Raw genomic sequence first — 22,036 nt, 5'->3', positions numbered from 1 at the left:
TCGCCGGTTTCCGGCCAGCGCAAAACCTCGGCGACAGGGGTTCCGCCGCGCCCGCCGGCGCGGCAGGATGCGGCCATGGTTCCGGTGCTGTTCACGATCCTGGCGTTCCAGCTGGCGGGCGAGGCGATGTCCCGCACGCTCGACCTGCCCTTGCCGGGGCCGGTGGTGGGGCTGGTGCTGCTGCTGGCGGCGATGCGGCTGCGGCCGGGGCTGGCCGAGTGGCTGCGCACCGCCGCGCAGGGGGTACTGGCGCATCTGTCGCTGTTCTTCGTGCCCGCCGGGGTGGGGGTGATCGCGCATCTGTCGCTGCTGCGCGACGATGGCGTGGCGCTGCTGCTGGCGATCTTCGGCTCGACGGTGCTGGCGCTGGTGGCGGGGGCGCTGGCCTTCACGCTGGTCGCGCGCTGGACCGGACAGGAGGGCGGCGAATGACCGCCGATCCGGCGCTGATCTGGGCCTACCTCACACAAGGGCCGCTGTTGTGGCTGACCGCGACGCTGGGCGCCTATGCGCTGGGGGACGCGGCGTTCCGCGCGATGGGGCGGCAAAGCTGGGCCAACCCGGTGCTGATCGCGGTGCTGGTGCTGGGGCTGCTGCTGACCGTGACCGGCACCGATTACGCCACCTATTTCGAGGGCGCGCAGTTCGTGCATTTCCTGCTGGGTCCGGCGACGGTGTGCCTGGCGCTGCCGATGCACGACAATATGGCGCGGATGCGGGCGGCGGCGCTGCCGATCGTCGCGGGGCTGCTGGCGGGGTCGCTGGTGGCGGTGGGATCGGCGCTGGCGATCGCGCATCTGTTCGGGCTGGGGCCGCAGGTGCTGGCCTCTCTGGCGCCGAAATCCACCACTGCCCCGGTCGCCATCGGCATCGCCGAGCGGCTGGGCGGGCTGCCCACCCTGACCGCGGCGCTGGTGCTGATCACCGGGATTTTCGGGGCCATGGTGGTGACGCCGCTGTTCGACGCGCTGGGGCTGCGCGACTGGCGGGCGCGCGGGCTGGCGGTCGGCACCGCCGCGCATGGCATCGGCACGGCGCGGGCGTTGCAGGTCAACCCGACTGCGGGGGCATTCGCCGGGATCGGCATGGGGCTGAATGCGGTGCTGACGGCGATTCTGGCGCCGCTGGTGTTGCGGTTGTTCGTGTGAGGGCTGCCGGACCGGGGCGCTGCCCCGGGCCACTGCCGTGGCCTTCCTCGCTGAAAACGGTCCACAGGACCGTTTTCCGGACGCTCGGAAGCCCCGGGATATTTTTAACCGTCCGAAGACCTGGAGGAGGGGACAGAAGCCGCATGAAAAAAGCCGCCCTGCGGACGGCTTTTCTGCGTGAGGATGGGCGGGGTGCGATCAGGCGGCCTCGGCGTTCTCGGCGGCCATGCGGCGTTCGCTTTCCTCGCGCGACAGCGCCACCGAGGTGCGCACGCCCTTGGCCACGAACTCGACCAGCCCCTTGACCACCCGCTCGTTCGGGTCGATCCCGGCGCAGCTCAGCACCTCGCGCCCGTCGCGCGAGCGCGCCCAGCGGGCGATCTGCTCGGCACCGTTGCCGTATTTCTTGTCGTCGGCGATGGCATCGTCCAGCGCCGCCAGCACCACCGCCGCGAACAGCTTGCGGGCGCGCTGGCCCTGTTCGAAGTTGAATGCCGAGCCGTCAACGAAATCACGCATCGAAGTCTTCCTGTTTCCATATCCCCCGCCGTGCGAGGGAACCGGGGTCGCCCAACCCCGTCATCTTCTGCCCTATGAGGGTGTCGCGAAGCCTTAGCCGTTCCGGCAGGTGATTCGTTATCCCTCTGGCCGCAAGGCGGCCATGCGCCTGACGCAATCCGAACGGAGCGCGGTATTTCCCCCGATTTTCAATGCAGTCCCATGCCACATAATCCCCCGCGGCCGCTTGACAACCCCTGCAATGGTTAAAACCCGTCGCAGAACGCGGGCGGGTCAGCCGATCCGCGGCCGGGGTGCCCGGCTGGCGAGGATCACGCCCCCGATAACCAGCAGCCCGGCGGCAAGTTCCAGCGGGTGGGGAATTTCGCCGAGCGCCACCCAGGACGAGGCGATGCCGACGATGGGGACAAGCATCGACCACGGCGCGACCTCGCTGGCGGGATAGCGGGCCATCAGCCCGTTCCAGATCCCATAGCCGATCACGGTCGAGAAGACGACGATATAAGCCAGCCCCAGATTGGCGGGGATCGCTTGCGGCTGCAGGGCGCCGGCCAGCGCCGGGCCGATCAGCGGCCGCTCGATCAGCAGCGACAGCGCCAGCAGCGGCACCGGCGGCACCACCGCCATCCACATGGTCAGCTGCAGCGGATCGGGGGCGCGGGCCAGCCGGGCCGAGACATTGCCGATCGCCCAGCCAAAGGCGGCCAGCAGCGTCAGCGCCATCGGCAGCCACGCCGCGGCCAGTGCCCGGCTGGCGCCGATGATCGCCAGCCCCAGCACCGCGATGCCGATGCCGGTCAGGCGCCGCGGGGTCATCCGCTCGCCCAGGAACAGCACCGCCAGCAGGATGGTGAACGGGGCCGACGCCTGCAGCACCAGCGAGGACAGCCCCACCGGCATCCCCGCCGCGATCCCCGCGTAGAGGAACGAGAACTGCAGCACCCCCAGCCCCAGCCCGGTGCCGATCAGCCAGCGCAGCCTGACCTTGGGGAACGGCACGAACAGCAGCGCCGGCAGCATCAGCAGAAAGCGCAGCGCCGCCGCCAGCACCGGCGGGTAATGCTGCAACGCCAGTGCCGTGGCGGGAAAGTTCAGCCCCCAGAGGATTGGCACCAGCAGGACCAGTCCGCGATCGCGTCCCTGCATCGGCCGCCCTTTCGTGATAACGGCGCGAGATGACCCGATTGCCGCGCCGGGCGCAAGCTCAGCCGAACAGGTCCAGCTGTTCGGGCGCGGGCTCATCCGGCAGCGGGCACAGCGCCGACAGGGTGATCCCCAGCAGCCGCACCCCGCGCGGGTCGGGCAGCACCTGCGGCAGCATCGCGACTGCCCGGCCCAGCAGCTCGGGCGCCGAACCCACCGGGCGCTCGGCGCTGTGGGCGCGGGTGACGATGCGGAAATCGGCGTATTTCGCCTTGAGCGTTACCGTCCGCCCCGAAAGCGCGCGCGCCTCAGCATAGCGCCAGACCTTGGCGGCCAGCGGCGCCAGCTCGGCCCGTGCTGCGGGCAGGTCGTGGATGTCGTGCTCGAACGTGGTTTCGGCGCCGATCGACTTGCGCTCGCGATCGGGACGGACCTCGCGGTGGTCGATGCCGCGGGCGATGTGCCAGTAATGCCGCCCGGCCTTGCCGAATTGCGCGGTCAGGAACTCGAGGCTCTGGCGGTGCAGATCGGCGCCGGTGCGGATGCCGTGGCGTTCCATCCGCGCGGCGGTGGCGGGGCCGACGCCGTGGAACCGCCCCACCGGCAAGGACAGCACATAGCCGGGGCCGGCTTCGGGCGGGATCACGAACAGCCCGTCGGGCTTGCGCTGGTCGGATGCCAGCTTGGCCAGGAACTTGTTGTAGCTGACCCCGGCCGAGGCGGTCAGCCCGGTTTCCGCCCGGATCAGCGCGCGGATGTCCTGCGCGATGGCGGTGGCGCTGCGGCCCTGCAGGTGGTCGGTCAGGTCCAGATAGGCCTCGTCCAGCGACAGCGGCTCGATCAGCGGGGTGAAGCGGGCGAAGATGCCGCGGATCTGGGCGCTGACCGCCTTGTAGACCTCGAACCGCGGCTTGACGAAGATGAGGTCCGGGCACAGCCGCGCCGCCCGCACCGAGGGCATGGCCGAGCGCACCCCATAGGGCCGCGCCTCGTAGCTGGCGGCGGCCACCACGCCCCGCGCCGACGATCCGCCCACCGCCACCGGCCGCCCGCGCAGTTCGGGGTTGTCGCGTTGCTCGACGCTGGCGAAGAACGCGTCCATGTCGATATGGACGATGCGGCGGATACGCTCGGGCGGCTCAGGGTCCATGGTTCACACCCCCGGCCATGGCGCCCGTAGGGTGCGTGGTTTCCACGCACCGCAAGCGGCGGTCGGTGCGTGCAGAGCACACACCCTACGGAGCGGCGGATGCCGGCTTGTCGGTCGCGACGATCGCCGCGTCCCCGGCGGTCAGCGGCCCTTCCATCCGATCGAAGCGCAGATGCGCGATGCCGCGGCCGCCGGACTGGGTGTAAAGCACCCCGGCCTCGCGCCCGTTTTCGGTCAGGATCGGCGTGCCCACCGGAGCCTCGCCCTCGACCGCCACCCCGACCAGACCCTTGCGCAGCTCGGTCTTGTGGCGCATCCGGGCGGTGACCTCTTGCCCGACATAGCAGCCCTTGCGGAAATCGACGCCGTGCAGGCGCTCGAACCCGGCCTCGAGGATATAGGTCTCGTTCGGGATCAGCTCGACCAGCGTTTCCGGGATGGTGTGGGTCACGCGGATCGCGTCCCAGTCGGTGCCGTCGTCGCCGCCCTCGTCGCCGTAAAGCCGCCAGCCGAGCGCCGGATGCCGCGGGTCGGGGATGGCGCCCGCGGGCGCAGGGCCGTTGCCGCGCGCGACCTGCAGCGGGGTTTCCGACAGCTCGACCGCGGCGCGCAGCCGGTACATCGACAGCCGCCGCATCAGCTCGTCGGCCAGCTGCGCATCCACGTCCAGCAGCAGCGAGTCGCCGTCGGGCACGATCAGGAAATCGGCCAGATACTTGCCCTGCGGCGTCAGCAGCGCCGCCCAGCAGGGCGCGCGGGTGACGTCGTTGCTGACCAGCCCTTGCAGGAATTCGACCCGGTCCTTACCGCCGACCCGCAGGATCTTTCGCATCATTCCCCCCCGAATTGCAGCCGGACAAGCGCGGCATAGGTGCCGTTCAGTTCCATTAGCTGGTCATGGCTGCCCTGTTCCACAACCCGGCCGGACTCGATCACCACGATGCGGTCGGCGTTGCGGATGGTGGACAGGCGGTGCGCGATCACCAGCGTGGTGCGGCCGATGCTGAGCTCGTCCAGCGCCTGCTGGACCAGCCGTTCCGAGGCCACGTCCAGCGCGCTGGTGGCCTCGTCCAAGAGCAGCACCGGGGCGTTGCGCAGCAGCGCGCGGGCGATGGCGATGCGCTGGCGCTGCCCGCCCGACAGCGACGAGCCGCGCGGGCCGGCCGGGGTGTTCAGCCCCAGCGGCAGCCCGTCTGCGAACTCGGTCACATGCGCCGCCAGCACTGCCGCCTGCAGCTGCGCGTCGGTCACGTTGGTGCCCAGCACCATGTTTTCGCGCAGGGTCTCGTCGAACAGCGCCGAATCCTGGCTGACGGTCGAGAACTGGTCGCGCAGCGTGGCCAGGTCGAATTCCTGCACCGGCACACCGCCGATGCTGATCGTGCCCGAATCGGCGTCGACCATCCGGGTCAGCAGGTTGAAGATGGTGGATTTTCCCGCCCCCGAGGGCCCGACCACCGCCGTGGTTTCCCCGGCAAGCGCGGTGAAGCTGAGCCCGCGCAGCACCGGGTGGCCGTCATAGGACAGATGCACGTCCTCGAGCCGGATGGTGGTGTCGGGGGGCGGCTCGCGCCGTTCCCCCGAGGCGATGGTGGGCCGCATGTCGAAGATCGCATAAAGCCGTTCCAGTGAGGCCGCCGCCGTCTGCCAGCTGCCGGCGAGCCCGCCCAGCCGGCGCAGCGGCTGGAACGCCAGCGACAGCGCCGCAAAGAACGACATGAAATCGCCCACGCTGCGTTCGCCGCTGGTGACCTGTGCGCCCCCCAGCGCCAGCACACCGACAAAGCCCAGCCCGGTGACGATATCGACCAGTGCCGGGACCACCGCGTTCACCGCGCTCATCCTTGTCTCGGCGCGGCGGATGTCGCCGACCACCCGGGCAAAACGCGCGGTCTGATAGTCCTCCATCTGATAGAGCCGCACCGCGCGGATGCCGTGCAGCACCTCGTCCAGCCTCGTGGCGCGGACCGAGGCGGCGGCGCGGGTCTGCCGGGTCTTGCGCCGGATGTAGCGCTGCACCAGCGCCGTGGGCAGGATCAGCAGCGGCGCGCCCACCAGCGCGGCGGCGGTCCACCACGGGTCGGTTGCGATCGCCACCCCGAACAGCGCCACCAGCGAGATCGCATCCCGTGCCGCCCCGGTGATGAAGGTGGTCCAGATCCCCTGCACGGCCTGGGTGTCGCCCTGGACCCGCTCGATCAGCGCGCCGGGCGGGTTGGTCTGGAAGAACGCCCCGTCCAGCGTCAGCAGGTGGCGCAGCAGGTCGGTCTGCATCCGCGTCGCCACGCCCTGCTGGACCGAGGTCAGGATCGCGCGTGTGATCACATAGGTGGTGGCGCGGACCAGGAACAGTGACAGGATCACGCCCCCGACCCACCACATCGCGCTTTCGTCGCGGCCGACGAATACCCGGTCGAACAGCGGCTTCAGCATCCAGCTGAGCAGCGCCAGCGTCGAGCCCTCGATCACCATCAGCACCGCGGCAAAGCCCATGCGGGGCCAGTAGCGGCGCAGGTAATCCTGCCAGAGCCTTCCGAAGAGGCCGCGTTGTCGGTCGGCGCGTGACGGCATCCGGGCACTCCTGCGGTTCATGCGGGGATAGCCGGGGACACAAGGCGCGACAAGTCCGCGGCACGCGGCGCGGAAGGGAGGGGCGCTGCCCCTCGGCCTGTTGCGGGCCTCACCCCGGGATATTTGGGGCAAGGCGAAAGGGCCGGCGTGGCGTGGCGGCGGCTGCCCGGCAGTAGTGACAGCGACCGAGGCGCGCCGGTGACGGCGAACCGGCGCGGGGACGCTGGGGCGGCGGGGATGGACCGTGCCTAGGGCGGGCGCTATCCCTGCGGGCGCTTGTCCTTGCGAAGGTGTTCCATGAGCTTTACTGCCGGTCGTCCCATGCTTGCCATTCCCGGCCCCTCGCCGGTGCCGGACCGGGTGCTGCGCGCCATGCACCGGCCCTCGCCCGACATCTATCCCGGCGAGCTGGTCGAGCTGAACCTGCGCCTGATGCAGGACCTGCGGCGGCTCGCGGGGACGCGGCAGCACCTGGCCGCCTATATCGGCAACGGCCATGCGGCGTGGGAGGCGGCGGCCGTCAACCTGCTGGCGCCGGGTGACCGGGCACTGGTGCTGTCCTCGGGTCATTTCGGGCAGGGCTGGGCCGAGGCGGTGGCGGGGCTGGGCGTGCAGGTCGAGGTGCTCGAATCCGCGCCCTTTGCTGCCCCCGACCCGCAGCGCCTGCGCGAGCGGCTGGCGGCGGACCGGGCGGGCGAGATTCGCGCGGTGCTGGTCTGTCAGGTGGACACCGCCAGCTCCGTGCGCGCCGACATCCCGGCGCTGCGCGCGGCGATGGCGGACCACCCGGCGGCGCTGGTGGTGGATGCGATCGCGTCGCTGGGCTGCGACGAGATGCGAATGGACGACTGGGGCGTCGACGTGCTGATCTCGGCCAGCCAGAAGGGGCTGATGGTGCCGCCCGGCATGGCTTTCGTCTGGTATTCCGAGCGGGTGGCGGCGGGGCGGGGTGCGGCCTCGCCCTATTGGGACTGGCGGCCGCGGACCGCGGCCGCCGAGCTGTGGCGCCATTGGGGCGGCACGCCCCCGGTCCAGCATCTTTACGGCATGGCCGAGGCGCTGGCGATGCTGCTGGAGGAAGAGGGGCTGGAGGCCGCTTGGGCGCGCCACGAGGCGCTGGCCGCTGCGACCTGGGCGGCGCTGGAGGCTTGGGGCGCGGGCGGCGCCGGGCCGCGGGCGCTGGTGGCCGAGCGGACGGCGCGGGCGCATTCGGTGACCGCAGTGGCGCTGTCCGGGGCCGCGCGGCTACGAGAGTGGACCGAGCGGGTCGCAGGGCTGACGCTGGGCGTGGGGCTGGGCGCGGCCGAGCCGGGCGCCGCGCTGCGCATCGCCCATATGGGGCATCTGAACGCGCAGGCGCATCTGGGCACGCTGGCCACCATCGAAGCCGGGATGGTGGCCCTCGGCCTGCCGCATTCGCCGGGCGGCGCTGCCGCCGCGGCCGCAGAGATCGCCCGCCGCGCCGGGGGCTGAGCGCGCCCCCGTGCGAGGGGCGCCTGCGCCTATTCCTGCTCGGGCGGGGCGCCGGTGGCCGGGTTGGCGGTCAGCGATTCCATCTTGGCGGCGTCGGCATTGGCGGCGTCGGGGGCGTTCGCTTCCAGCCATTGCTGCATCCGGGCGATCTCGTCCTCTTGCGCGGCGATGATTTCCTCGGACATGGCGCGCAGCTCGGGGTCCTGGCCGAACTCGAGCTGGATGCGGGCCATGTCGATGGCACCCTGGTGGTGCGGGATCATGCCGCGGACGAAATCGACATCCGCATCGCCGGTGGGGGCGACCGTCATCGCGGCGTGCATCTTGGCCATCGCCTGCGCATAGGCCTGGTCGGCGGTGGCGGGCGGGGTCGCGGGGGCGGCCGCGGCGGCGTGATCCCCGCCGTGGTCGCTGCCCTCTTGCGGGGCGGTCTGGGCGGCGGCGGGCAGGGCCAGCAGCAGCGCGGCGGCGCTGGTCAGCAGTGTGGTGCGGATCGGGGGCATGGGGTCCTCGTGGCTTGGTTGCTCATCCCCCAACGTCGCAACCGGCGCTGCTGGTCTTGCACAAGACCGTGATCGCCTATCCGCGGCGCAGCACCCTGAACGCCGCCGAGGCCAGCGCCCCCGCCGCGATGGCAATGCCCAGCGACATCAGCCCGTACCAGAAGGAATGCCTGATCGAGAGCCGGTAGAGCCAGCGCTCGATCCCCACCTTTTCCACCCGGATCGGCACGGTGTTGCGGTCGACCACCTTGCCGCCGCGCACCAGGAAGATGCGGGCGCGGTAATCGCCCTCGATCAGGTTCGAGGGCAGCACCACATCGGCGCGGAACAGGGTCTCGTCCACCAGCTGCACGCTGCCCTCGTCCACCCGGTAGCGGCCCGATTCGGTGCGGATGCGCAGCATCGCCTCGGTAAAGGCGGTGGCGTCCTCGACATCGACGGTCCCCAGTGCCCGGATCGCCAGTGCGGGGGAAATGCGGTGGCGCACATCCTCGTCGGGGTCGAGCAGCTGGTCCAGCGGGGCCGAGCTGGACACCGCATAGAAATCGGGCGCGGCCCCGACCCGCAGCGTGGCGGTGTTCATCCAGATCGGCCCGACCCGGCCCATGCGCCGCACGGTGACGCTTTGCGACGGCCCCTCGAGCGTGACGATGATGCCCGGAGAGGTCGGGTCCTCGACCGGCGCATTGCGGCGGATCGCGCCGTAGATGAGGATGTCCGAACCGGTGAAGCTGGCGGTGATGTCCACCTCGTCCTGCGACAGGCCGGTGACGATCTGCTCGGGCGGCGGGGTGTCGCTGTCGCTGCGGGGCTGCGGGATGGCCGGGCCGCGTTCCATCGGCACGGGCGGGCCGATCATCCCGGTCGGCTGCGTGGGATGGGCCGGCGCGGGCTCCTGCGCGGCGGCCGGGACCGCCAGCGCCACGGCCAGCGCCACGGCCAGGGCTGCGGCCAGAGCGGCCGGAAAGCGGCGCGCCCCCGTCATCGTGCGGCGATCGAATAGATGTCCGCGGGCGGCACCACCAGGTCAAAGGCGATGCGCGCGCAGACCGCCAGCACCAGCAGCGCCAGCAGCACCCGCAGCTGTTCGCCCTTGAGCCGCGCGCCCAGCTGCGTGCCCAGCTGCGCCCCCACCACGCCGCCGATGATCAGCAGCACCGCCAGCATGATGTCCACGGTGTTGGAGCTGACCGCGTGCATCAGCGTGGTGTAGCCGCTGACCGCCGCGATCTGGAACAGCGAGGTGCCGATCACCACCTTGGTCGGCATCCCCAGCAGATAGATCATCGCCGGCACCATGATGAAGCCGCCGCCGACCCCCATGATCGCCGCCAGCACCCCCACCGCGACGCCGACCAGCAGCGGCGGCAGCACGCTGATATACAGGCCCGAGGCGCGGAACTTCATCTTCCACGGCAGGCGGTGGACCCAGCTGTGTTCGTGCAGCCGCCGCCGCGGCGGGGTGGACGAGCGTGCGGCGATCATCGCCGACAGGCTTTCGCGCAGCATGGTCAGCCCGATGAAGCCCAGGAACACCACGTAACTGAGCTGCACGACCAGATCGACCTGCCCTACCCGCTGCAGCAGCGTGAACACCCCGACGCCCAGGGTCGAGCCGACGATCCCCCCGATCAGCAGCACCACCCCCATGCGGATGTCGACCGACTTGCGCCGCAGATGCGCCAGCACCCCGGTCACCGACGAGGCCACCACCTGGTTCGCCCCGGTCGCCACCGCGATCGCGGGCGGGATGCCGATGAAGAACAGCAGCGGCGTGATCAGGAACCCGCCGCCTACGCCGAACAGGCCGCTCATCAGCCCGACGATGCCGCCGAGCCCGATGAGGGTCAGCGCGTTCACCGACACCTCGGCAATGGGAAGATAGATCTGCATGGCTGCCCGGGTTTTCCCCATCCTGCTATCCCGCGCCGGGGGCGTCAAACCCCGATTCGGCGCTTTTCTCTGCGTCTTGCACGCGGGGCGCTGGCAGGGCAAATCAGGACAGGCAAAGGGAACGGTCGGATCGGGCAGGGCGGGGGCATCGCGCAAGGGCCGCGCCGCAGGCAGGAAGACAGGATGCGGATACTGATCACCAACGACGACGGCATCAACGCGCCGGGGCTGGACGCGCTGGCCGAGATCGCGGCCGAGGTCGCCGGCCCGATGGGCGAGGTCTGGACCGTCGCCCCGGCGTTCGAGCAATCGGGCGTCGGCCATTGCATCAGCTATGCCCACCCGACGCTGATCGCCCAGCTGGGCCCGCGCCGCTGGGCGGCCGAGGGCAGCCCCGCCGATTGCGTGCTGGCGGGCCTGGGCGACATCATGCTGGACCGGCGCCCGGACCTGGTGCTGTCGGGGGTGAACCGCGGCAACAACGCCGGCGAGAATGCGATGTATTCCGGCACCGTCGGCGGCGCGATGGAGGGCGCGCTGCAGGGCGTGCGCGCCGTCGCGCTGTCGCAGTATCTGGGGCCGGGCACCGCGCGGCTGGACGACCCGTTCGAATGCGCCCGCCGCCACGGGGCGCGGGTGATCCGGGCGCTGCTCGACCACGCCGACTGGGGCGAATCCGACGAATACCCGCTGTTCTACAACGTGAATTTCCCGCCCTGCGCGGCCTCCGAGGTGCAGGGCATCCGCGCCGCGCCGCAGGGACGGCGGGTAGATGTGCGCTTCGGGGTGCAGGCGCAGGTGGCGCCGAACGGCCGCCGCTTCCTGTGGATCGCGGGCGGCGGGCAGACCGCCGCCGCCGCACCGGGCAGCGATGTCGAGGCGCTGCTGGCCAACCACGTCGCGGTGACCCCGATGCGGCCGGACCTGACCTGCATGGCCACCACCGGCCGGTTGGCCGCGGTGCTGGGCGAGGTCTGAGCCATGGTCCCCGGTCCAGACGACGATCACGGCGGGGCATTCGACGACGACGCCGGGGACCAGGCCGAGCGGCAGATGCGGTTCCTGTTCGCGCTGCGCTCGCGCGGGGTGACCGACCCGCGGGTTCTGGCCGCGATGGAGCGGATCGACCGTGGCGCCTTTGTCCGCGGCCATTTCGAGGATCGCGCCTACGAGGACACCCCCCTGCCCATCGCCTGCGGGCAGACGATCAGCCAGCCTTCGGTCGTGGGGCTGATGACGCAGGCGCTGAGCCCGGGGCCGCGGGACACGGTGCTGGAAATCGGCACGGGGTCCGGCTATCAGGCGGCGGTGCTGTCGGTGCTGTGCCGCCGCGTGCTGACCGTGGACCGCCATCGCCGGCTGGTGACCGAGGCCGAGGCGGTTTTCCGCGCCCAGGGGCTGACCAACATCACCGCGCGGGTGGCCGACGGCTCGTTCGGGCTGCCGGAACAGGCGCCCTTTGATCGCATCATGGTGACCGCGGCGGCCGAAGACCCGCCGGGGCCGCTGTTGTCGCAACTGAAGGTCGGCGGTATCATGGTGGTGCCGGTCGGACAGTCGGACGCGGTGCAGACGCTGATCCGCGTGACGCGGACCGAGACGGGCTTCGCCTATGACGAGATGCGGCAGGTGCGGTTCGTGCCGCTGGTCGAGGGGTTGGGACAGACATGACCCCCGGCGCAATGACGGATGAGGACGGGCAGATGAGCAATTCGGTTGCGGCGCTTATGCGGGATCGCGCGGGGCTTGCGGCAGGGGCGGCGCCTGGCTGCAGGCCGGTGCCGGGCGCGGTCCGGGGCCTGGGCTGTGCGCTGGTGCTGGCGCTGGCGGGCTGCGCCGCGCCGGGGACGATGCCCGGCACCGCCGCCCCGGCGCAGCCGGGCGCCGCGGCCGGGACCCAGGCGGTGATCCCGGGGCTCGGCAGCTTTCAGATGCCGGTGCTGCGCTGGCCCTCGGGCGGGATCTTCGGGGGCGCGGCCGGCGGCGCGGCGACCCAGCAGGTCACCGACCCGTTTGCGGGGCAGGGGGTGAAGGCGCCCGGGGCCGCCGCAGGGCAGCAGGCCGCCGCCGTCCACACCGTGGTCGCGGGCGAAACCCCCTGGTCGATCGCGCGGCGCTACGGGATCACCGTGCAGGACCTTGCCCGCGCCAATGGCCTGCCCGAGACGATGACCGTCCGCGCCGGCCAGCGATTGGCGATCCCGGCGACGGGCGCGGCCGGGCGCGCGGTGGTGGCGGCCCCCGGCGTCGGCTCGGCCACGCCGCAGCCGCCCTCCTCGACCCAGCCGCTGCCGAACGAACAAACCCGCCCGGCCACCGCCGCGCCGGCGACGGCCGCTCCCGACCTGGGCCAAACCCGCACCGCGGCCTCGGGCAGCGGCAGGTTCGCGATGCCGGCCAGCGGCTCGATCATCCGCACCTACAAGAAGGGCACGAACGAGGGCATCGACATCGCCGCCGCCCCCGGCTCCCCCGTCAAGGCGGCGAGCGGCGGCACCGTCGCGGCGGTGACCCGCGACACCGACGGCGTGCCGATCGTGGTGGTGCGCCACGACGACGGGCTGATGACCGTCTACGCCGGCGTCGACAAGCTGTCGGTCAACAAGGGCGACAGCGTGTCCCGCGGCCAAAGCATCGGCGCCGCCCGCAGCAGCGGCGTGCTGCATTTCGAGGTCCGCAAGGGCTTCGACAGCGTGGACCCGGAGGGGTATCTGTAATCTGCAGCCATCCGGTGCCGGGGCTTGCGCGCGGTGTGAGAAGGGCGGGAGGCTCTGGTGTTCTCGCCCTGCGGCGCCCTTTTCCTCGCAGACAACACATTTGGCTTGCCGAATGCGTGCCCCCAATAAGGAACCCTGACGGCACAGTGCCGCGCCTTCCGCTCAGGCGGCTGCGGGGCGGATCAGGGCCTCGGTCAGGGCGGCGGAAAGCTCGGTGCGGATCAGTTGCCGCAGGTCGGTTTCCAGCCGGTGGCGCATCTCGCGTTCCAGTTCGTCGCGCACCGCCCCGCGCAGGAGCGCGCGCAGGGGGTTGTCGGCGGGCGCGGAGCTGGGGGTGGTGCTGGCCGGCGCGGGGATGTGCAACTGCGGGGTGGCCTCGGCCGCTGCCGGCTCGGCGGTTGCGTCGAGGTAGAAATGCGGGGCAGCGGCGGAGTGCAGGGCGTGCATGTCGGTTCCTTCGTCATCGGATTGGAGTTCGGACCGGGCGGCCGGGATCGGGGCGGCAGCAGTCGGGACCATCGGTGGAGGGGAGATGCGCGGCGCTTGGGCGTCCTCGGCCAGGTTCCGGGGCAGCGGCGCCGAATCAGCACGGTTGGGGGACGGCAGAGCCTGATCGGCAAGGCTGCGGGGCGGCGCAGGGTTGGCAGGGGGCTCGGGCGGCTCGCCCATAACGCCAGCTGCCTCCAGCGCCTCCGGCTGCTCGGCGCGTCCGGGGGACCGCGGCGCTGAATCGGCTTGGCCGGGGGGCAGCAGGGCCGGATCGGCAAGGCAGCCGGGCGGCGCAGGGTGGGCAAGGGGTTCGGATTGCGCGCCCATGTCACTGGTTGCCACCAGCGCATCCGGCCGCAGCCGCAACGGCATGTTGGGTGAGGTGCTGCCAACGGCCGCGCCCTGCGGCGCGAGGGGCGGCGCGGCCGCATCGGTGCTGGAAATCAGCCGCCGGATCGAGGCGAGCACGTCGCCGTTGTCAGCCCCCTGGGGGCTTTCTATGTGCAGGGGCGCGCTCATCGCACGCCCCCGGCAACGGGGCGATCAGTTCCGCGGCTGCTTGCCGATCGCACGCAGCACGCGGTCGAGGTTCTCGCCCTGGGTGCTGGTATAGGGCGCGTTGCGCACCGCGTTGTAATAGGCCGATGGGTCATAGGTCGGAATCCCCAGCTTCAGGTGTTCTACCGTCAGCAAACCCATAGAGGCCAAGAGTTGATAATGTGCTAACTGCAGGTTGGCTTCTGCAGTAATTTTATCGGCCCGTGCCTGGAGCAGGTTCTGTTCCGCGTCCAGCACGTCCAGCGTGGTGCGCGCGCCCAGCATCGCTTCCTCGCGCACGCCCTCATACGCCTGTTGCGCGGCCGAGATCTGTTCGTCGATGGCGCCGATCTGGGCGCGGGCCACGTCGATGTTGGCCCAGGCCACCGCCACCGATTCGTCGACCTGGCGCGAGATGTTCAGCAGCGCCGAGCGCGCCGAATCGCGCTGCGCCATGGCGCGGCGATGGACCGCGGGCAGGCGGCCGCCGGAATACAGCGTCTGGTTGGCCTGGATGCCGGCACTGAGGGTCGAGGGGTCCCGTGTAATCCGACTTGCGCCGGTAATAGCGGTGCTATCGCTCGAACTGCGGGTGGTGCCCAGCGAAACGCTGCCGGTGATGGTCGGGCTGCGCTCGGCCGCGGCGGCGGCGACGCCCAGCTCGGCGGCGGCGACGGTGCGCTTGGACTGGCGGATCGCCGGGTGGCTGCCGCGCGCGGTGCCCTGCGCCGCTTCGAGCGAGGCGGGGCGTTTCGGCAGCGGCGGCGGCGGGTCAAGCCGCCCGGGCGCCCGTCCCACCGCGGCGCGATAGCTTTCGCGGGCGATCTCCAGCTGCCCCTGCGCCGCGGCGCGGGCGGCACGGCTTGCGGCCAGCTGCGCCTCGGCCAGCGCCACGTCGGTCGAGGTGATCTCGCCCACGTCGAAACGGTCCTGCGCGGCCTGGCGTTCACGGGTCAGCACGGTGACCGAGTTTTCCTGCAGCGCCACCTGCTGTTCGGCGCTGCGCACGTCCAGGAACGCCCGCACTGCGCCCAGCAGCACGTCCTGTTCCACGGCGACCAGCGATTCGCGGGTGGCCAGCACCTGTTCCTTGGCGATGTCGATGGCCAGCTGGTTGCGGCCCCAGTCGAACAGCGTCATCTGCGCCGCGATCTCGAGCGAGGAGGACACGCCCTCGGCCCCGTCGACCTGCTGGAAATTATGCGCCGCCGCCCATTGCACCACCGGCCGCAGCGAGGCCATGGCGGCCGCCACATCCTCGTCCGCGGCGCGCAGCACGGCGCGGTTCTGCTCGATCAGCGCCGAGTGGCGATAGGCGCCGACCAGCGTGTCCGCCAGCGATTCGGCCCAGGCCGCGGGCGAGGACAGCAGCGTCCCCAGAACCAGCGCGGCTGCGGCAAGGCGACGGCGGATCATAGGGTGAACCCCGGGCGGCGCGCGAAGCCGGGCAGCACCGGGGCGACCGCGTTGAAGGCGAAGCGCCAGTTGATTACCCCGTCGAGCTTGATCCCCAGCCGCGCCACCCCTAGCGCGCCGTCGCGGAACAGGGCGATGATGCGGCCGCCCTCGGCCAGCTGCTCGGTGAAGGCGTCGGGAAACACCTCGATGCCGCCGCCGATCAGGATCGCGTCATAGGGCGCCTGCGCGGCGTGGCCCTGGGCCAGCGGCCCCTGCACCACCGCCACGTTGTCGGCGCCGGCGGCGGCCAGGCTGCGGGTGGCGGCGGCGGCGAGATCGACGTTTTCCTCGACCGCGACGACGGCCTGCGCCAGCCGCCCCAGCACCGCGGCGGAATAGCCCAGGCCGGTGCCGACATCGAGCACCAGCTCGTCGGGCTGCACGTCCAGCGTGTCGATCATCTTTGCCAGGGTGCGCGGCTCAAGCAGCACGCGGCCGTGGCCCAGTTCGATATTCTCGCCGACATAGGCGACGTCGCGGCGGGATTCGGGGACGAAATCCTCGCGCGGGATCTCGAGCATGGCGGCGATGACGTTGTATTTCGTCACGTCGTTGGGGCGGACCTGCGTGTCCACCATCATCGTGCGGCGATCCTGGAAATCGGTCATAGGGGCAAAATCCGGCTGTCGGTTCAGGCGCATCAATGCCACGATCGGCCGCCCGGGGCAACGCCGCAACGCCGGGCGGCTTGCGGCATGGCCGCGCGGGGTGTGGGCGAAGGGGCTGCGGCCGTTCCCATCCGGCGCCATTGCAGGCAGTATACGGCTGCAATCGTTTCAGGAGTCCGCCATGACCCAGCGCCAGACCGCCCGCATCGCCGTCGTCACCGTATCCGACCGCGCCAGCCGCGGCGAATACGAGGACCGCAGCGGCCCTGCCGCCGAGGCCTGGCTGCGCGAGGTGGTGATCTCGGACATGCAGGTCACCCGCCATGTCATCCCCGACGGGCGCGAGGGCGTGGCCGCGACCCTGCGCAAGCTTGCCGATGGCGAAGGCGCGGACCTGATCCTGATCTCGGGCGGCACCGGCCCCGCGCCGCGCGACGAGACCCCCGAGGCGCTGGCCGATGTGATCGAGAAGGAGCTGGCCGGCTTCGGCGAGGAGATGCGCCGCGCCAGCCTGGCCGAGGGCGTGCCGACCGCGATCCTGTCGCGCCAGGCCGCCGGCATCCGCGACGCCTGCCTGATGATCCTGCTGCCCGGCAAGCCCGCCGCCATCGCCACCTGCCTGAACGCGGTATTCGCGGCGGTGCCCTATTGCCTGGACCTGATCGGCGCGGCGCGGATCGAGACGGACCCGGCGAAGATCGTGGCGTTCCGCCCGAAAGTCTGAGACCGGCTCGACCGGGGCTCTGCCCCGGACCCCAGGATATTTGGGTGATGAAGAAGAGGGGCGCCCGGATCAGGGCGCGCGCAGCAGCGTGACCAGCGTGTCGCCGTAGCGGCGCTGGTCGATCTGGGTCAGGCCGGGCGGGGGCAGGGGGGCGGTGTCTTCCTCCCACACCACCAGCGCCCCGGGGGCAAGCCAGTTGCCGGCGAGCGCCGAGGCCAGCGCGGCCTCGCCCAGCCGCTGGCCATAGGGGGGGTCGAGGAAGATCAGGACGTAGCCCGCGCCGCGGTTCGGGCCCAGCTTCGTCGCGTCGCGGCGCCAGATGTCGGTGGCGCCCATGGCGCGGGCTTTTTCGACATTCTCGCGCAGCAGGGCGCGGGCGGCGGCGCCCTCGTCCACGAAGGCCACGCGGGCGGCGCCGCGCGACAGCGCCTCGAGCCCCAGCGCCCCGGTTCCGGCGAACAGGTCGAGCACGCGCACGCCCTCGAACCCGAAGCCGTGGCTGTTCTGGATCAGGTTGAACATGGATTCGCGCACCCGGTCCGAGGTCGGGCGCAGATGCGCCCCCGGGTCGCCCGCGCCCACATCCGCCAGCTTGAGCCCGCGCAGGCGGCCAGAGACGATTCGCATGGCGGCGGTCCTTTTCTGCATCAGCGCGCGCATGGCTTTCACTTTGGCGCGAGAAATGGCAAGTCGCCGTGGAGAGCAGAGGTGCGAGATGCGTATCGAGGAAAGCGGTCTGCCGGGGGTGCTGGTGCTGACGCCGGCGCGGTTCGGGGATCACCGCGGATTTTTTTCGGAAAGCTGGAACCGGCGGACGCTGGAACAGGCGGGGGTGCATCTGCCCGAGTTCGTGCAGGACAACCATTCGCTGTCGGCACGGGCGGGCACGTTGCGGGGGCTGCATTACCAGGCGCCGCCGCATGCGCAGGGCAAGCTGGTGCGCTGCGGGCGCGGGCGGCTTTACGACGTGGCGGTGGATGCGCGGCGCGGCTCGGCCCATTACGGGCGCTGGGTCGGGGTCGAGCTGAGCTTCGAGAACGGGCGGCAGCTATGGATCCCGCCGGGGTTCCTGCACGGGTTCGTCACCCGCGAGGACGACACCGAGATCGTCTATAAATGCACCGCCCATTATGACGCGGGCTTGGACGGGGCGGTGCGCTGGGATTCGCTGGGGATCGACTGGGGCGTCGAGGCGCCGGTGCTGTCCGACAAGGACGCGGCGGCGCCGGCGTTTGTGGGTTGGCAGTCGCCGTTCGAGGGGACGCCATGAAGATTCTGGTGACCGGGGGCGCGGGGTTCATCGGCTCGGCGGTGGTGCGGCTGGCGGTGGCCCGCGGGCATCAGGTGGTGAACCTGGACGCGCTGACCTATGCGGCCAACCTGGAGAACGTGGCCAGCGTGGCGGAGAGTCCGCTTTACGCCTTCGAGCACGCCGATATCCGCGACCGCGCGGCGCTGGACCGCATCCTGGCCACCCATCGCCCCGATGCGGTGATGCATCTGGCGGCGGAAAGCCATGTGGACCGTTCCATCGACGGGCCCGGCGCCTTCATCGAGACCAACATCACCGGCACCTACAACCTGCTGGAGGCGGCGCGGGGATACTGGCTGCGCGAGGGCCGGCCCGAGGGGTTCCGCTTCCACCATATCTCGACCGACGAGGTGTTCGGCAGCCTTGGCCCGACCGGGCAGTTCACCGAAACCACGCCCTATGACCCGCGCAGCCCCTATTCGGCCAGCAAGGCCGCCAGCGACCATCTGGTGCGGGCGTGGTTTGAGACCTACGGGCTGCCGGTGGTGCTGACCAATTGCTCGAACAACTACGGACCCTATCATTTCCCGGAAAAGCTGGTGCCGGTGGTGATCCTGAATGCGCTGCACGGGCGCGAGATCCCGGTCTATGGCGACGGCGGCAATGTGCGCGACTGGCTTTATGTCGAGGATCACGCCGATGCGCTGCTGCTGTGCCTGGAACGGGGCGCGGTCGGGCGCAGCTACAATATCGGCGGCGAGAACGAGGCCACCAACATCGATCTGGTGCGGATGATTTGCGCGCATCTGGACGCGCGGCGCCCGCAAGCGGCGCCTCATGAGCGGCTGATCCGCTTTGTCGCCGACCGCCCCGGCCACGACCGCCGCTATGCCATCGACCCGACCCGCATCCGCGGCGAGCTGGGCTGGCGCCCCTCGGTCACGGTCGAGGAAGGGCTGCGCCGCACCGTGGCCTGGTATCTGGAAAATGTTTCCTGGTGGCAGCCGCTGCTGGACCGCGAGGGCGTCGGCCAGCGGCTGGGGACGGGCTGAGATGCGGGGCCGCATGGGTATTTGGGCCAGAAAGAAGCCCCTTGGCGCCCCGGGGGCGGCGTGATGGCGGGGCGGCGTTCGCTGTTTTTGCATGTGGGGCTGCCGCATTGCGGATCCTCGGCGCTGCAGGACTGGGCCGCGACCAACCGCAAGCTGATGGCGGCGCAGGGGCTGGTCTGGCCCGAGGTGGACGACTGCGGGCTGATGGCCGGGCGGCACCGCTGGCTGGTCGAGGCGTTGCTGGGCGGCCCGGACCAACGCCTGCCCGAGGTGCTGGCGGGCGCGGGCGGCGACGTGCTGATCTCGGCCGAGGGGCTGACCCTGCATTTCCACGATTTCCCGCAAGAGCGGCTGGAGTGGTTCCGGCAGGCGACCGCGGGCTGGGACGTGCGCCTGATCCTGATGACCCGCGACCTGTCGGGCTGGCAGCGTTCCATGTGGAAGCAATGCATGATCAACCGCCCCGAGCCGGGGATGGATTTCGCGCTGAGCATCGACATGGCCGATTTCGCCGCCCGGCCGCGGGTGCAGAAGCTGACCGATCTCAAGGCGCTGCGGCGCGATCTGGTTGCAGGCTTCGGGGCGCGCGACCTGATCGAGCTGTCCTCGCTGGACGACTGGATGCCGAAGCTGGCCCGCGCGCTCGAGGTCGATCCGGCCCGCGCCACCATCCCGGCGCGCCGCCACGAATCCATCGCCGATTCGGTGGTGCCGGTGGTGCTGGCGATCAACGCCCTGGGCGAGGCGGGCGGGCCGCGCGACGCGCTGCTGGCCCTGATGCAGCAGACGCTGGACACCAGCAACGACACGCTGCGCGAGCTGGCGCGCCAGCAGGGCGGCGCCATCCCGGGCGCGGCTGACAGGCTGGCCACGGCGCTGGCGCAGCTGCAGGCGGGTTGCGCGGGGCAGCCGACCTCGGGCTGGCTGCTGCAGGCGATGGCCGAAGAACTGGACCGCAGGACGGCGGGGGCGGCATGAATGGGCTGCTGATCTTTGGCCGCACCGGGCAGGTGGCGACGGAGCTGGCGCGGCTGGTCCCCACCGCCCGGCTGGCCGGCCGCGACGAGGCCGACCTGACCCGCCCCGACGCCTGCGCGGCGCTGATCCGCGACGCAGCCCCTGCCGCCGTCGTCAACGCCGCCGCCTATACCGCCGTCGACCGCGCCGAAAGCGACGCCGTCACCGCGCGTCTGGTCAATGCCGAGGCCCCCGGCGCCATGGCCGCAGCCTGCGCCGGGCTGGGGATCCCGTTCCTGCATGTCTCGACCGATTACGTCTTCGACGGCGCGGGCGAGGCCCCGCGCGCCGAGGATGCCCCGACCGGCCCGCTGGGGGTCTACGGGCAGACCAAGCTGGAGGGTGAGCGCGCCATTGCCGCCGCCGGCGGACAATGGGCGGTGCTGCGCACCAGCTGGGTGTTTTCCGCGCATGGCAATAATTTCGTGCGCACCATGCGGCGGCTGGGAGCCGAGCGCGACCGGCTGACCATCGTCGCCGACCAGATCGGCGGCCCCACCCCGGCCGCGGACATCGCCGCCGCGCTGCTGACCATGGCGCAGGCGATGCGCGCCGACCCGTCGCTGGGCGGCATCTACCATTTCGCCGGCGCCCCCGACGTCAGCTGGGCGGGCTTCGCGCGCGAGATCTTCGCCCGCTCGGGGCTGGCCCCCGAGGTTCAGGACATCCCGACCAGCGCATACCCGACGCCGGCGCGGCGGCCGCTGAACTCGCGGCTGGACTGCACGGCGATCGCGCGCGACTTCGGCATCGCGCGCCCCGACTGGCGCAAGGGCCTCGACCGCGTGATCACGGAGCTGAACGCATGACCACCACCACATCCGGGCGCAAGGGCATCATCCTGGCGGGCGGCTCGGGGACGCGGCTTTATCCGATCACCATGGGGGTGTCGAAACAGCTGCTGCCGATCTACGACAAGCCGATGATCTACTACCCGCTGTCGGTGCTGATGCTGACCGGCATCCGCGAGATCGCGATCATCACCACGCCGGACGACCAGACCCAGTTCCAGCGCTTGCTGGGCGACGGCAGCCAATGGGGGCTGCGGCTGGAGTATCTGGTCCAGCCCCGCCCCGAGGGGCTGGCGCAGGCCTATATCCTGGCCGAGGAGTTCCTGGCCGGCGCGCCCTCGGCCATGGTGCTGGGCGACAACATCTTCTACGGCCACGGGTTGACGCAACTGCTGGCGGCGGCCGATGCGCGGGCGGATGCGACGGTGTTCGGCTATCACGTCGCCGACCCCGAACGCTACGGCGTGGTCGCCTTCGACGCGCGAGACCGGGCGGTGCAGATCATCGAGAAACCCGCGCAGCCGCCCTCGAACTACGCGGTGACCGGGCTCTATTTCCTCGACGCCGACGCGCCGCGCCGCGCGCGCCAGGTGCAGCCCTCGGCCCGCGGCGAGCTGGAAATCACCACCCTGCTGGAAACCTATCTGCACGAGGGCCGGCTGACCGTGGAAAGGATGGGCCGCGGCTATGCCTGGCTCGACACCGGCACCCACGCCAGCCTGCTGGATGCGGGCAATTTCGTGCGCACGCTGGAACAGCGTCAGGGCATGCAGTCCGGCTGCCCCGACGAGATCGCCCATCTGCAAGGCTGGATCAGCGACGACGACCTGCGCGCCCGCGCCAGGATGTTCGGCAAGAATGAATATGGAAGGTATCTGGCCGGGCTGCTGGACTAGGGGCCGCGTCTCCGGTAGGCGATGGCGTCTCCGTCTGAGTGCCCACATCGGCTTGCCAGCACGCTCCTCTCTTCCTCGCCGGCTTCATGTTACTT

24 protein-coding genes are annotated in these 22,036 nt (G+C 71.1%); 12 read left to right on the top strand and 12 right to left on the bottom strand.

Annotated elements, in window-relative coordinates; translation table 11 throughout:
• Positions 1-75: 75 nt before the first annotated feature.
• Positions 76-432 (top strand): CidA/LrgA family protein, encoded by a 357-nt coding sequence (locus BUB57_RS13560; protein WP_073067944.1) that lies wholly within the window; start codon positions 76-78, stop codon positions 430-432.
• Positions 429-1,148, top strand: coding sequence for an LrgB family protein (locus tag BUB57_RS13555; protein WP_073067942.1), 720 nt, complete (start codon positions 429-431; stop codon positions 1,146-1,148). The genes BUB57_RS13560 and BUB57_RS13555 overlap by 4 nt, the downstream gene beginning before the upstream one ends.
• Before the next feature lie 198 nt (positions 1,149-1,346).
• Here BUB57_RS13555 and BUB57_RS13550 read toward each other — a convergent pair whose 3' ends face one another.
• The 5 genes from BUB57_RS13550 to BUB57_RS13530 form a co-directional block, all read right to left on the bottom strand.
• Positions 1,347-1,667, bottom strand: coding sequence for a DUF6280 family protein (locus BUB57_RS13550; protein WP_073067941.1), 321 nt, complete (start codon positions 1,665-1,667; stop codon positions 1,347-1,349).
• Positions 1,668-1,940: 273 nt separating this feature from the next.
• Positions 1,941-2,813 carry an EamA family transporter gene (locus BUB57_RS13545; RefSeq protein WP_073067939.1) on the bottom strand — a complete coding sequence of 291 codons (873 nt, stop codon included), beginning with the start codon at positions 2,811-2,813 and terminating at the stop codon, positions 1,941-1,943.
• 58 nt (positions 2,814-2,871) lie between these two features.
• Complete coding sequence (dinB, locus tag BUB57_RS13540; protein ID WP_073067936.1) at positions 2,872-3,960, bottom strand: DNA polymerase IV; 1,089 nt, start codon at positions 3,958-3,960, stop codon at positions 2,872-2,874.
• A gap of 85 nt (positions 3,961-4,045) precedes the next feature.
• Positions 4,046-4,792, bottom strand: coding sequence for a CAF17-like 4Fe-4S cluster assembly/insertion protein YgfZ (ygfZ, locus tag BUB57_RS13535; RefSeq protein ID WP_073067934.1), 747 nt, complete (start codon positions 4,790-4,792; stop codon positions 4,046-4,048).
• Positions 4,792-6,531, bottom strand: a complete 1,740-nt coding sequence (locus BUB57_RS13530; protein WP_073067932.1) for an ABC transporter ATP-binding protein — start codon at positions 6,529-6,531, stop codon at positions 4,792-4,794. The genes ygfZ and BUB57_RS13530 overlap by 1 nt, the downstream gene beginning before the upstream one ends.
• Positions 6,532-6,828: 297 nt before the next feature.
• Between BUB57_RS13530 and BUB57_RS13525 the strand changes: the two genes are divergently transcribed.
• The gene (locus BUB57_RS13525) at positions 6,829-8,004 is read left to right on the top strand and encodes a pyridoxal-phosphate-dependent aminotransferase family protein (RefSeq protein ID WP_073067930.1); all 1,176 of its coding nucleotides are present in this window, start codon (positions 6,829-6,831) and stop codon (positions 8,002-8,004) included.
• A gap of 29 nt (positions 8,005-8,033) precedes the next feature.
• Here the strand turns inward: BUB57_RS13525 and copM are convergent, their stop codons facing one another.
• The 3 genes from copM to BUB57_RS13510 all read right to left on the bottom strand — a co-directional run bounded on the left by copM (position 8,034) and on the right by BUB57_RS13510 (position 10,400).
• The gene (gene copM / locus BUB57_RS13520) at positions 8,034-8,507 is read right to left on the bottom strand and encodes a CopM family metallochaperone (protein ID WP_073067928.1); all 474 of its coding nucleotides are present in this window, start codon (positions 8,505-8,507) and stop codon (positions 8,034-8,036) included.
• A 76-nt stretch (positions 8,508-8,583) separates the two neighbouring features.
• Positions 8,584-9,492, bottom strand: coding sequence for a TIGR02186 family protein (locus BUB57_RS13515; protein ID WP_234952085.1), 909 nt, complete (start codon positions 9,490-9,492; stop codon positions 8,584-8,586).
• The gene (locus BUB57_RS13510; protein WP_073067926.1) at positions 9,489-10,400 is read right to left on the bottom strand and encodes a sulfite exporter TauE/SafE family protein; all 912 of its coding nucleotides are present in this window, start codon (positions 10,398-10,400) and stop codon (positions 9,489-9,491) included. Before BUB57_RS13510 ends, BUB57_RS13515 begins: the two co-directional genes overlap by 4 nt.
• 183 nt (positions 10,401-10,583) lie before the next feature.
• On the opposite strand from BUB57_RS13510, the gene surE reads away from it, so the two are divergent.
• Genes surE through BUB57_RS13495 form a run of 3 tightly spaced genes read left to right on the top strand, consistent with a single transcriptional unit; the run spans position 10,584 to position 13,117 of the window.
• Complete coding sequence (gene surE, locus BUB57_RS13505) at positions 10,584-11,378, top strand: 5'/3'-nucleotidase SurE (RefSeq protein ID WP_073067925.1); 795 nt, start codon at positions 10,584-10,586, stop codon at positions 11,376-11,378.
• A 3-nt stretch (positions 11,379-11,381) separates the two neighbouring features.
• Positions 11,382-12,071 (top strand): protein-L-isoaspartate(D-aspartate) O-methyltransferase, encoded by a 690-nt coding sequence (locus BUB57_RS13500; protein ID WP_073067923.1) that lies wholly within the window; start codon positions 11,382-11,384, stop codon positions 12,069-12,071.
• A 32-nt stretch (positions 12,072-12,103) separates the two neighbouring features.
• Positions 12,104-13,117 carry a M23 family metallopeptidase gene (locus tag BUB57_RS13495; protein ID WP_234952084.1) on the top strand — a complete coding sequence of 338 codons (1,014 nt, stop codon included), beginning with the start codon at positions 12,104-12,106 and terminating at the stop codon, positions 13,115-13,117.
• Positions 13,118-13,279: 162 nt separating this feature from the next.
• On the opposite strand, the gene BUB57_RS16630 is transcribed toward BUB57_RS13495, so the two are convergent.
• Genes BUB57_RS16630 through BUB57_RS13480 form a run of 3 tightly spaced genes read right to left on the bottom strand, consistent with a single transcriptional unit; the run spans position 13,280 to position 16,209 of the window.
• A complete protein-coding gene (locus tag BUB57_RS16630) occupies positions 13,280-14,125 on the bottom strand; it encodes a hypothetical protein (protein WP_073067919.1) in 846 nt (281 codons plus the stop codon).
• A 24-nt stretch (positions 14,126-14,149) separates the two neighbouring features.
• Positions 14,150-15,559: a TolC family outer membrane protein gene (locus BUB57_RS13485; RefSeq protein ID WP_073067917.1), complete on the bottom strand. Its 1,410-nt coding sequence runs from the start codon at positions 15,557-15,559 to the stop codon at positions 14,150-14,152.
• Positions 15,556-16,209 carry a protein-L-isoaspartate O-methyltransferase family protein gene (locus tag BUB57_RS13480; protein WP_073067915.1) on the bottom strand — a complete coding sequence of 218 codons (654 nt, stop codon included), beginning with the start codon at positions 16,207-16,209 and terminating at the stop codon, positions 15,556-15,558. The genes BUB57_RS13485 and BUB57_RS13480 overlap by 4 nt, the downstream gene beginning before the upstream one ends.
• A gap of 181 nt (positions 16,210-16,390) precedes the next feature.
• On the opposite strand from BUB57_RS13480, the gene mog reads away from it, so the two are divergent.
• A complete protein-coding gene (gene mog / locus BUB57_RS13475) occupies positions 16,391-16,933 on the top strand; it encodes a molybdopterin adenylyltransferase (RefSeq protein ID WP_073067913.1) in 543 nt (180 codons plus the stop codon).
• A 69-nt stretch (positions 16,934-17,002) separates the two neighbouring features.
• Here the strand turns inward: mog and rsmD are convergent, their stop codons facing one another.
• Positions 17,003-17,581, bottom strand: a complete 579-nt coding sequence (rsmD, locus tag BUB57_RS13470; RefSeq protein WP_073068069.1) for a 16S rRNA (guanine(966)-N(2))-methyltransferase RsmD — start codon at positions 17,579-17,581, stop codon at positions 17,003-17,005.
• Positions 17,582-17,648: 67 nt separating this feature from the next.
• Between rsmD and rfbC the strand changes: the two genes are divergently transcribed.
• From rfbC to rfbA, 5 genes are all read left to right on the top strand, one after another.
• Entirely contained in the window at positions 17,649-18,203 is a 555-nt protein-coding gene (gene rfbC, locus BUB57_RS13465; RefSeq protein ID WP_073067911.1) for a dTDP-4-dehydrorhamnose 3,5-epimerase, read from the top strand.
• Positions 18,200-19,237 (top strand): dTDP-glucose 4,6-dehydratase, encoded by a 1,038-nt coding sequence (gene rfbB, locus BUB57_RS13460; protein WP_073067910.1) that lies wholly within the window; start codon positions 18,200-18,202, stop codon positions 19,235-19,237. The genes rfbC and rfbB overlap by 4 nt, the downstream gene beginning before the upstream one ends.
• Before the next feature lie 63 nt (positions 19,238-19,300).
• Complete coding sequence (locus tag BUB57_RS13455; RefSeq protein WP_073067908.1) at positions 19,301-20,215, top strand: hypothetical protein; 915 nt, start codon at positions 19,301-19,303, stop codon at positions 20,213-20,215.
• A complete protein-coding gene (gene rfbD, locus BUB57_RS13450; protein WP_073067906.1) occupies positions 20,212-21,063 on the top strand; it encodes a dTDP-4-dehydrorhamnose reductase in 852 nt (283 codons plus the stop codon). The genes BUB57_RS13455 and rfbD overlap by 4 nt, the downstream gene beginning before the upstream one ends.
• A complete protein-coding gene (gene rfbA, locus BUB57_RS13445) occupies positions 21,060-21,941 on the top strand; it encodes a glucose-1-phosphate thymidylyltransferase RfbA (protein ID WP_073067904.1) in 882 nt (293 codons plus the stop codon). The genes rfbD and rfbA overlap by 4 nt, the downstream gene beginning before the upstream one ends.
• Positions 21,942-22,036: the final 95 nt, after the last annotated feature.

The organism is Paracoccus solventivorans, from assembly GCF_900142875.1.
GTDB classification, from domain to species: Bacteria; Pseudomonadota; Alphaproteobacteria; order Rhodobacterales; family Rhodobacteraceae; genus Paracoccus; species Paracoccus solventivorans.
This window is presented reverse-complemented; position numbering and strand designations above follow the sequence as displayed.

Coding starts and splice junctions, on each gene's coding strand:
- ygfZ (WP_073067934.1), bottom strand. CDS start 4,792: ATGCGAAAGATCCTGCGGGTCGGCGGTAAGGACCGGGTCGAATTCCTG.
- BUB57_RS13550 (WP_073067941.1), bottom strand. CDS start 1,667: ATGCGTGATTTCGTTGACGGCTCGGCATTCAACTTCGAACAGGGCCAG.
- rsmD (WP_073068069.1), bottom strand. CDS start 17,581: ATGCAGAAAAGGACCGCCGCCATGCGAATCGTCTCTGGCCGCCTGCGC.
- BUB57_RS13545 (WP_073067939.1), bottom strand. CDS start 2,813: ATGCAGGGACGCGATCGCGGACTGGTCCTGCTGGTGCCAATCCTCTGG.
- BUB57_RS13485 (WP_073067917.1), bottom strand. CDS start 15,559: ATGATCCGCCGTCGCCTTGCCGCAGCCGCGCTGGTTCTGGGGACGCTG.
- surE (WP_073067925.1), top strand. CDS start 10,584: ATGCGGATACTGATCACCAACGACGACGGCATCAACGCGCCGGGGCTG.
- rfbC (WP_073067911.1), top strand. CDS start 17,649: ATGCGTATCGAGGAAAGCGGTCTGCCGGGGGTGCTGGTGCTGACGCCG.
- rfbB (WP_073067910.1), top strand. CDS start 18,200: ATGAAGATTCTGGTGACCGGGGGCGCGGGGTTCATCGGCTCGGCGGTG.
- BUB57_RS13515 (WP_234952085.1), bottom strand. CDS start 9,492: ATGACGGGGGCGCGCCGCTTTCCGGCCGCTCTGGCCGCAGCCCTGGCC.
- copM (WP_073067928.1), bottom strand. CDS start 8,507: ATGCCCCCGATCCGCACCACACTGCTGACCAGCGCCGCCGCGCTGCTG.
- BUB57_RS13500 (WP_073067923.1), top strand. CDS start 11,382: ATGGTCCCCGGTCCAGACGACGATCACGGCGGGGCATTCGACGACGAC.
- rfbD (WP_073067906.1), top strand. CDS start 20,212: ATGAATGGGCTGCTGATCTTTGGCCGCACCGGGCAGGTGGCGACGGAG.
- BUB57_RS13525 (WP_073067930.1), top strand. CDS start 6,829: ATGAGCTTTACTGCCGGTCGTCCCATGCTTGCCATTCCCGGCCCCTCG.
- BUB57_RS13530 (WP_073067932.1), bottom strand. CDS start 6,531: ATGCCGTCACGCGCCGACCGACAACGCGGCCTCTTCGGAAGGCTCTGG.
- BUB57_RS13510 (WP_073067926.1), bottom strand. CDS start 10,400: ATGCAGATCTATCTTCCCATTGCCGAGGTGTCGGTGAACGCGCTGACC.
- BUB57_RS13560 (WP_073067944.1), top strand. CDS start 76: ATGGTTCCGGTGCTGTTCACGATCCTGGCGTTCCAGCTGGCGGGCGAG.
- BUB57_RS13555 (WP_073067942.1), top strand. CDS start 429: ATGACCGCCGATCCGGCGCTGATCTGGGCCTACCTCACACAAGGGCCG.
- mog (WP_073067913.1), top strand. CDS start 16,391: ATGACCCAGCGCCAGACCGCCCGCATCGCCGTCGTCACCGTATCCGAC.
- dinB (WP_073067936.1), bottom strand. CDS start 3,960: ATGGACCCTGAGCCGCCCGAGCGTATCCGCCGCATCGTCCATATCGAC.
- BUB57_RS16630 (WP_073067919.1), bottom strand. CDS start 14,125: ATGAGCGCGCCCCTGCACATAGAAAGCCCCCAGGGGGCTGACAACGGC.
- BUB57_RS13480 (WP_073067915.1), bottom strand. CDS start 16,209: ATGACCGATTTCCAGGATCGCCGCACGATGATGGTGGACACGCAGGTC.
- BUB57_RS13495 (WP_234952084.1), top strand. CDS start 12,104: ATGAGCAATTCGGTTGCGGCGCTTATGCGGGATCGCGCGGGGCTTGCG.
- rfbA (WP_073067904.1), top strand. CDS start 21,060: ATGACCACCACCACATCCGGGCGCAAGGGCATCATCCTGGCGGGCGGC.
- BUB57_RS13455 (WP_073067908.1), top strand. CDS start 19,301: ATGGCGGGGCGGCGTTCGCTGTTTTTGCATGTGGGGCTGCCGCATTGC.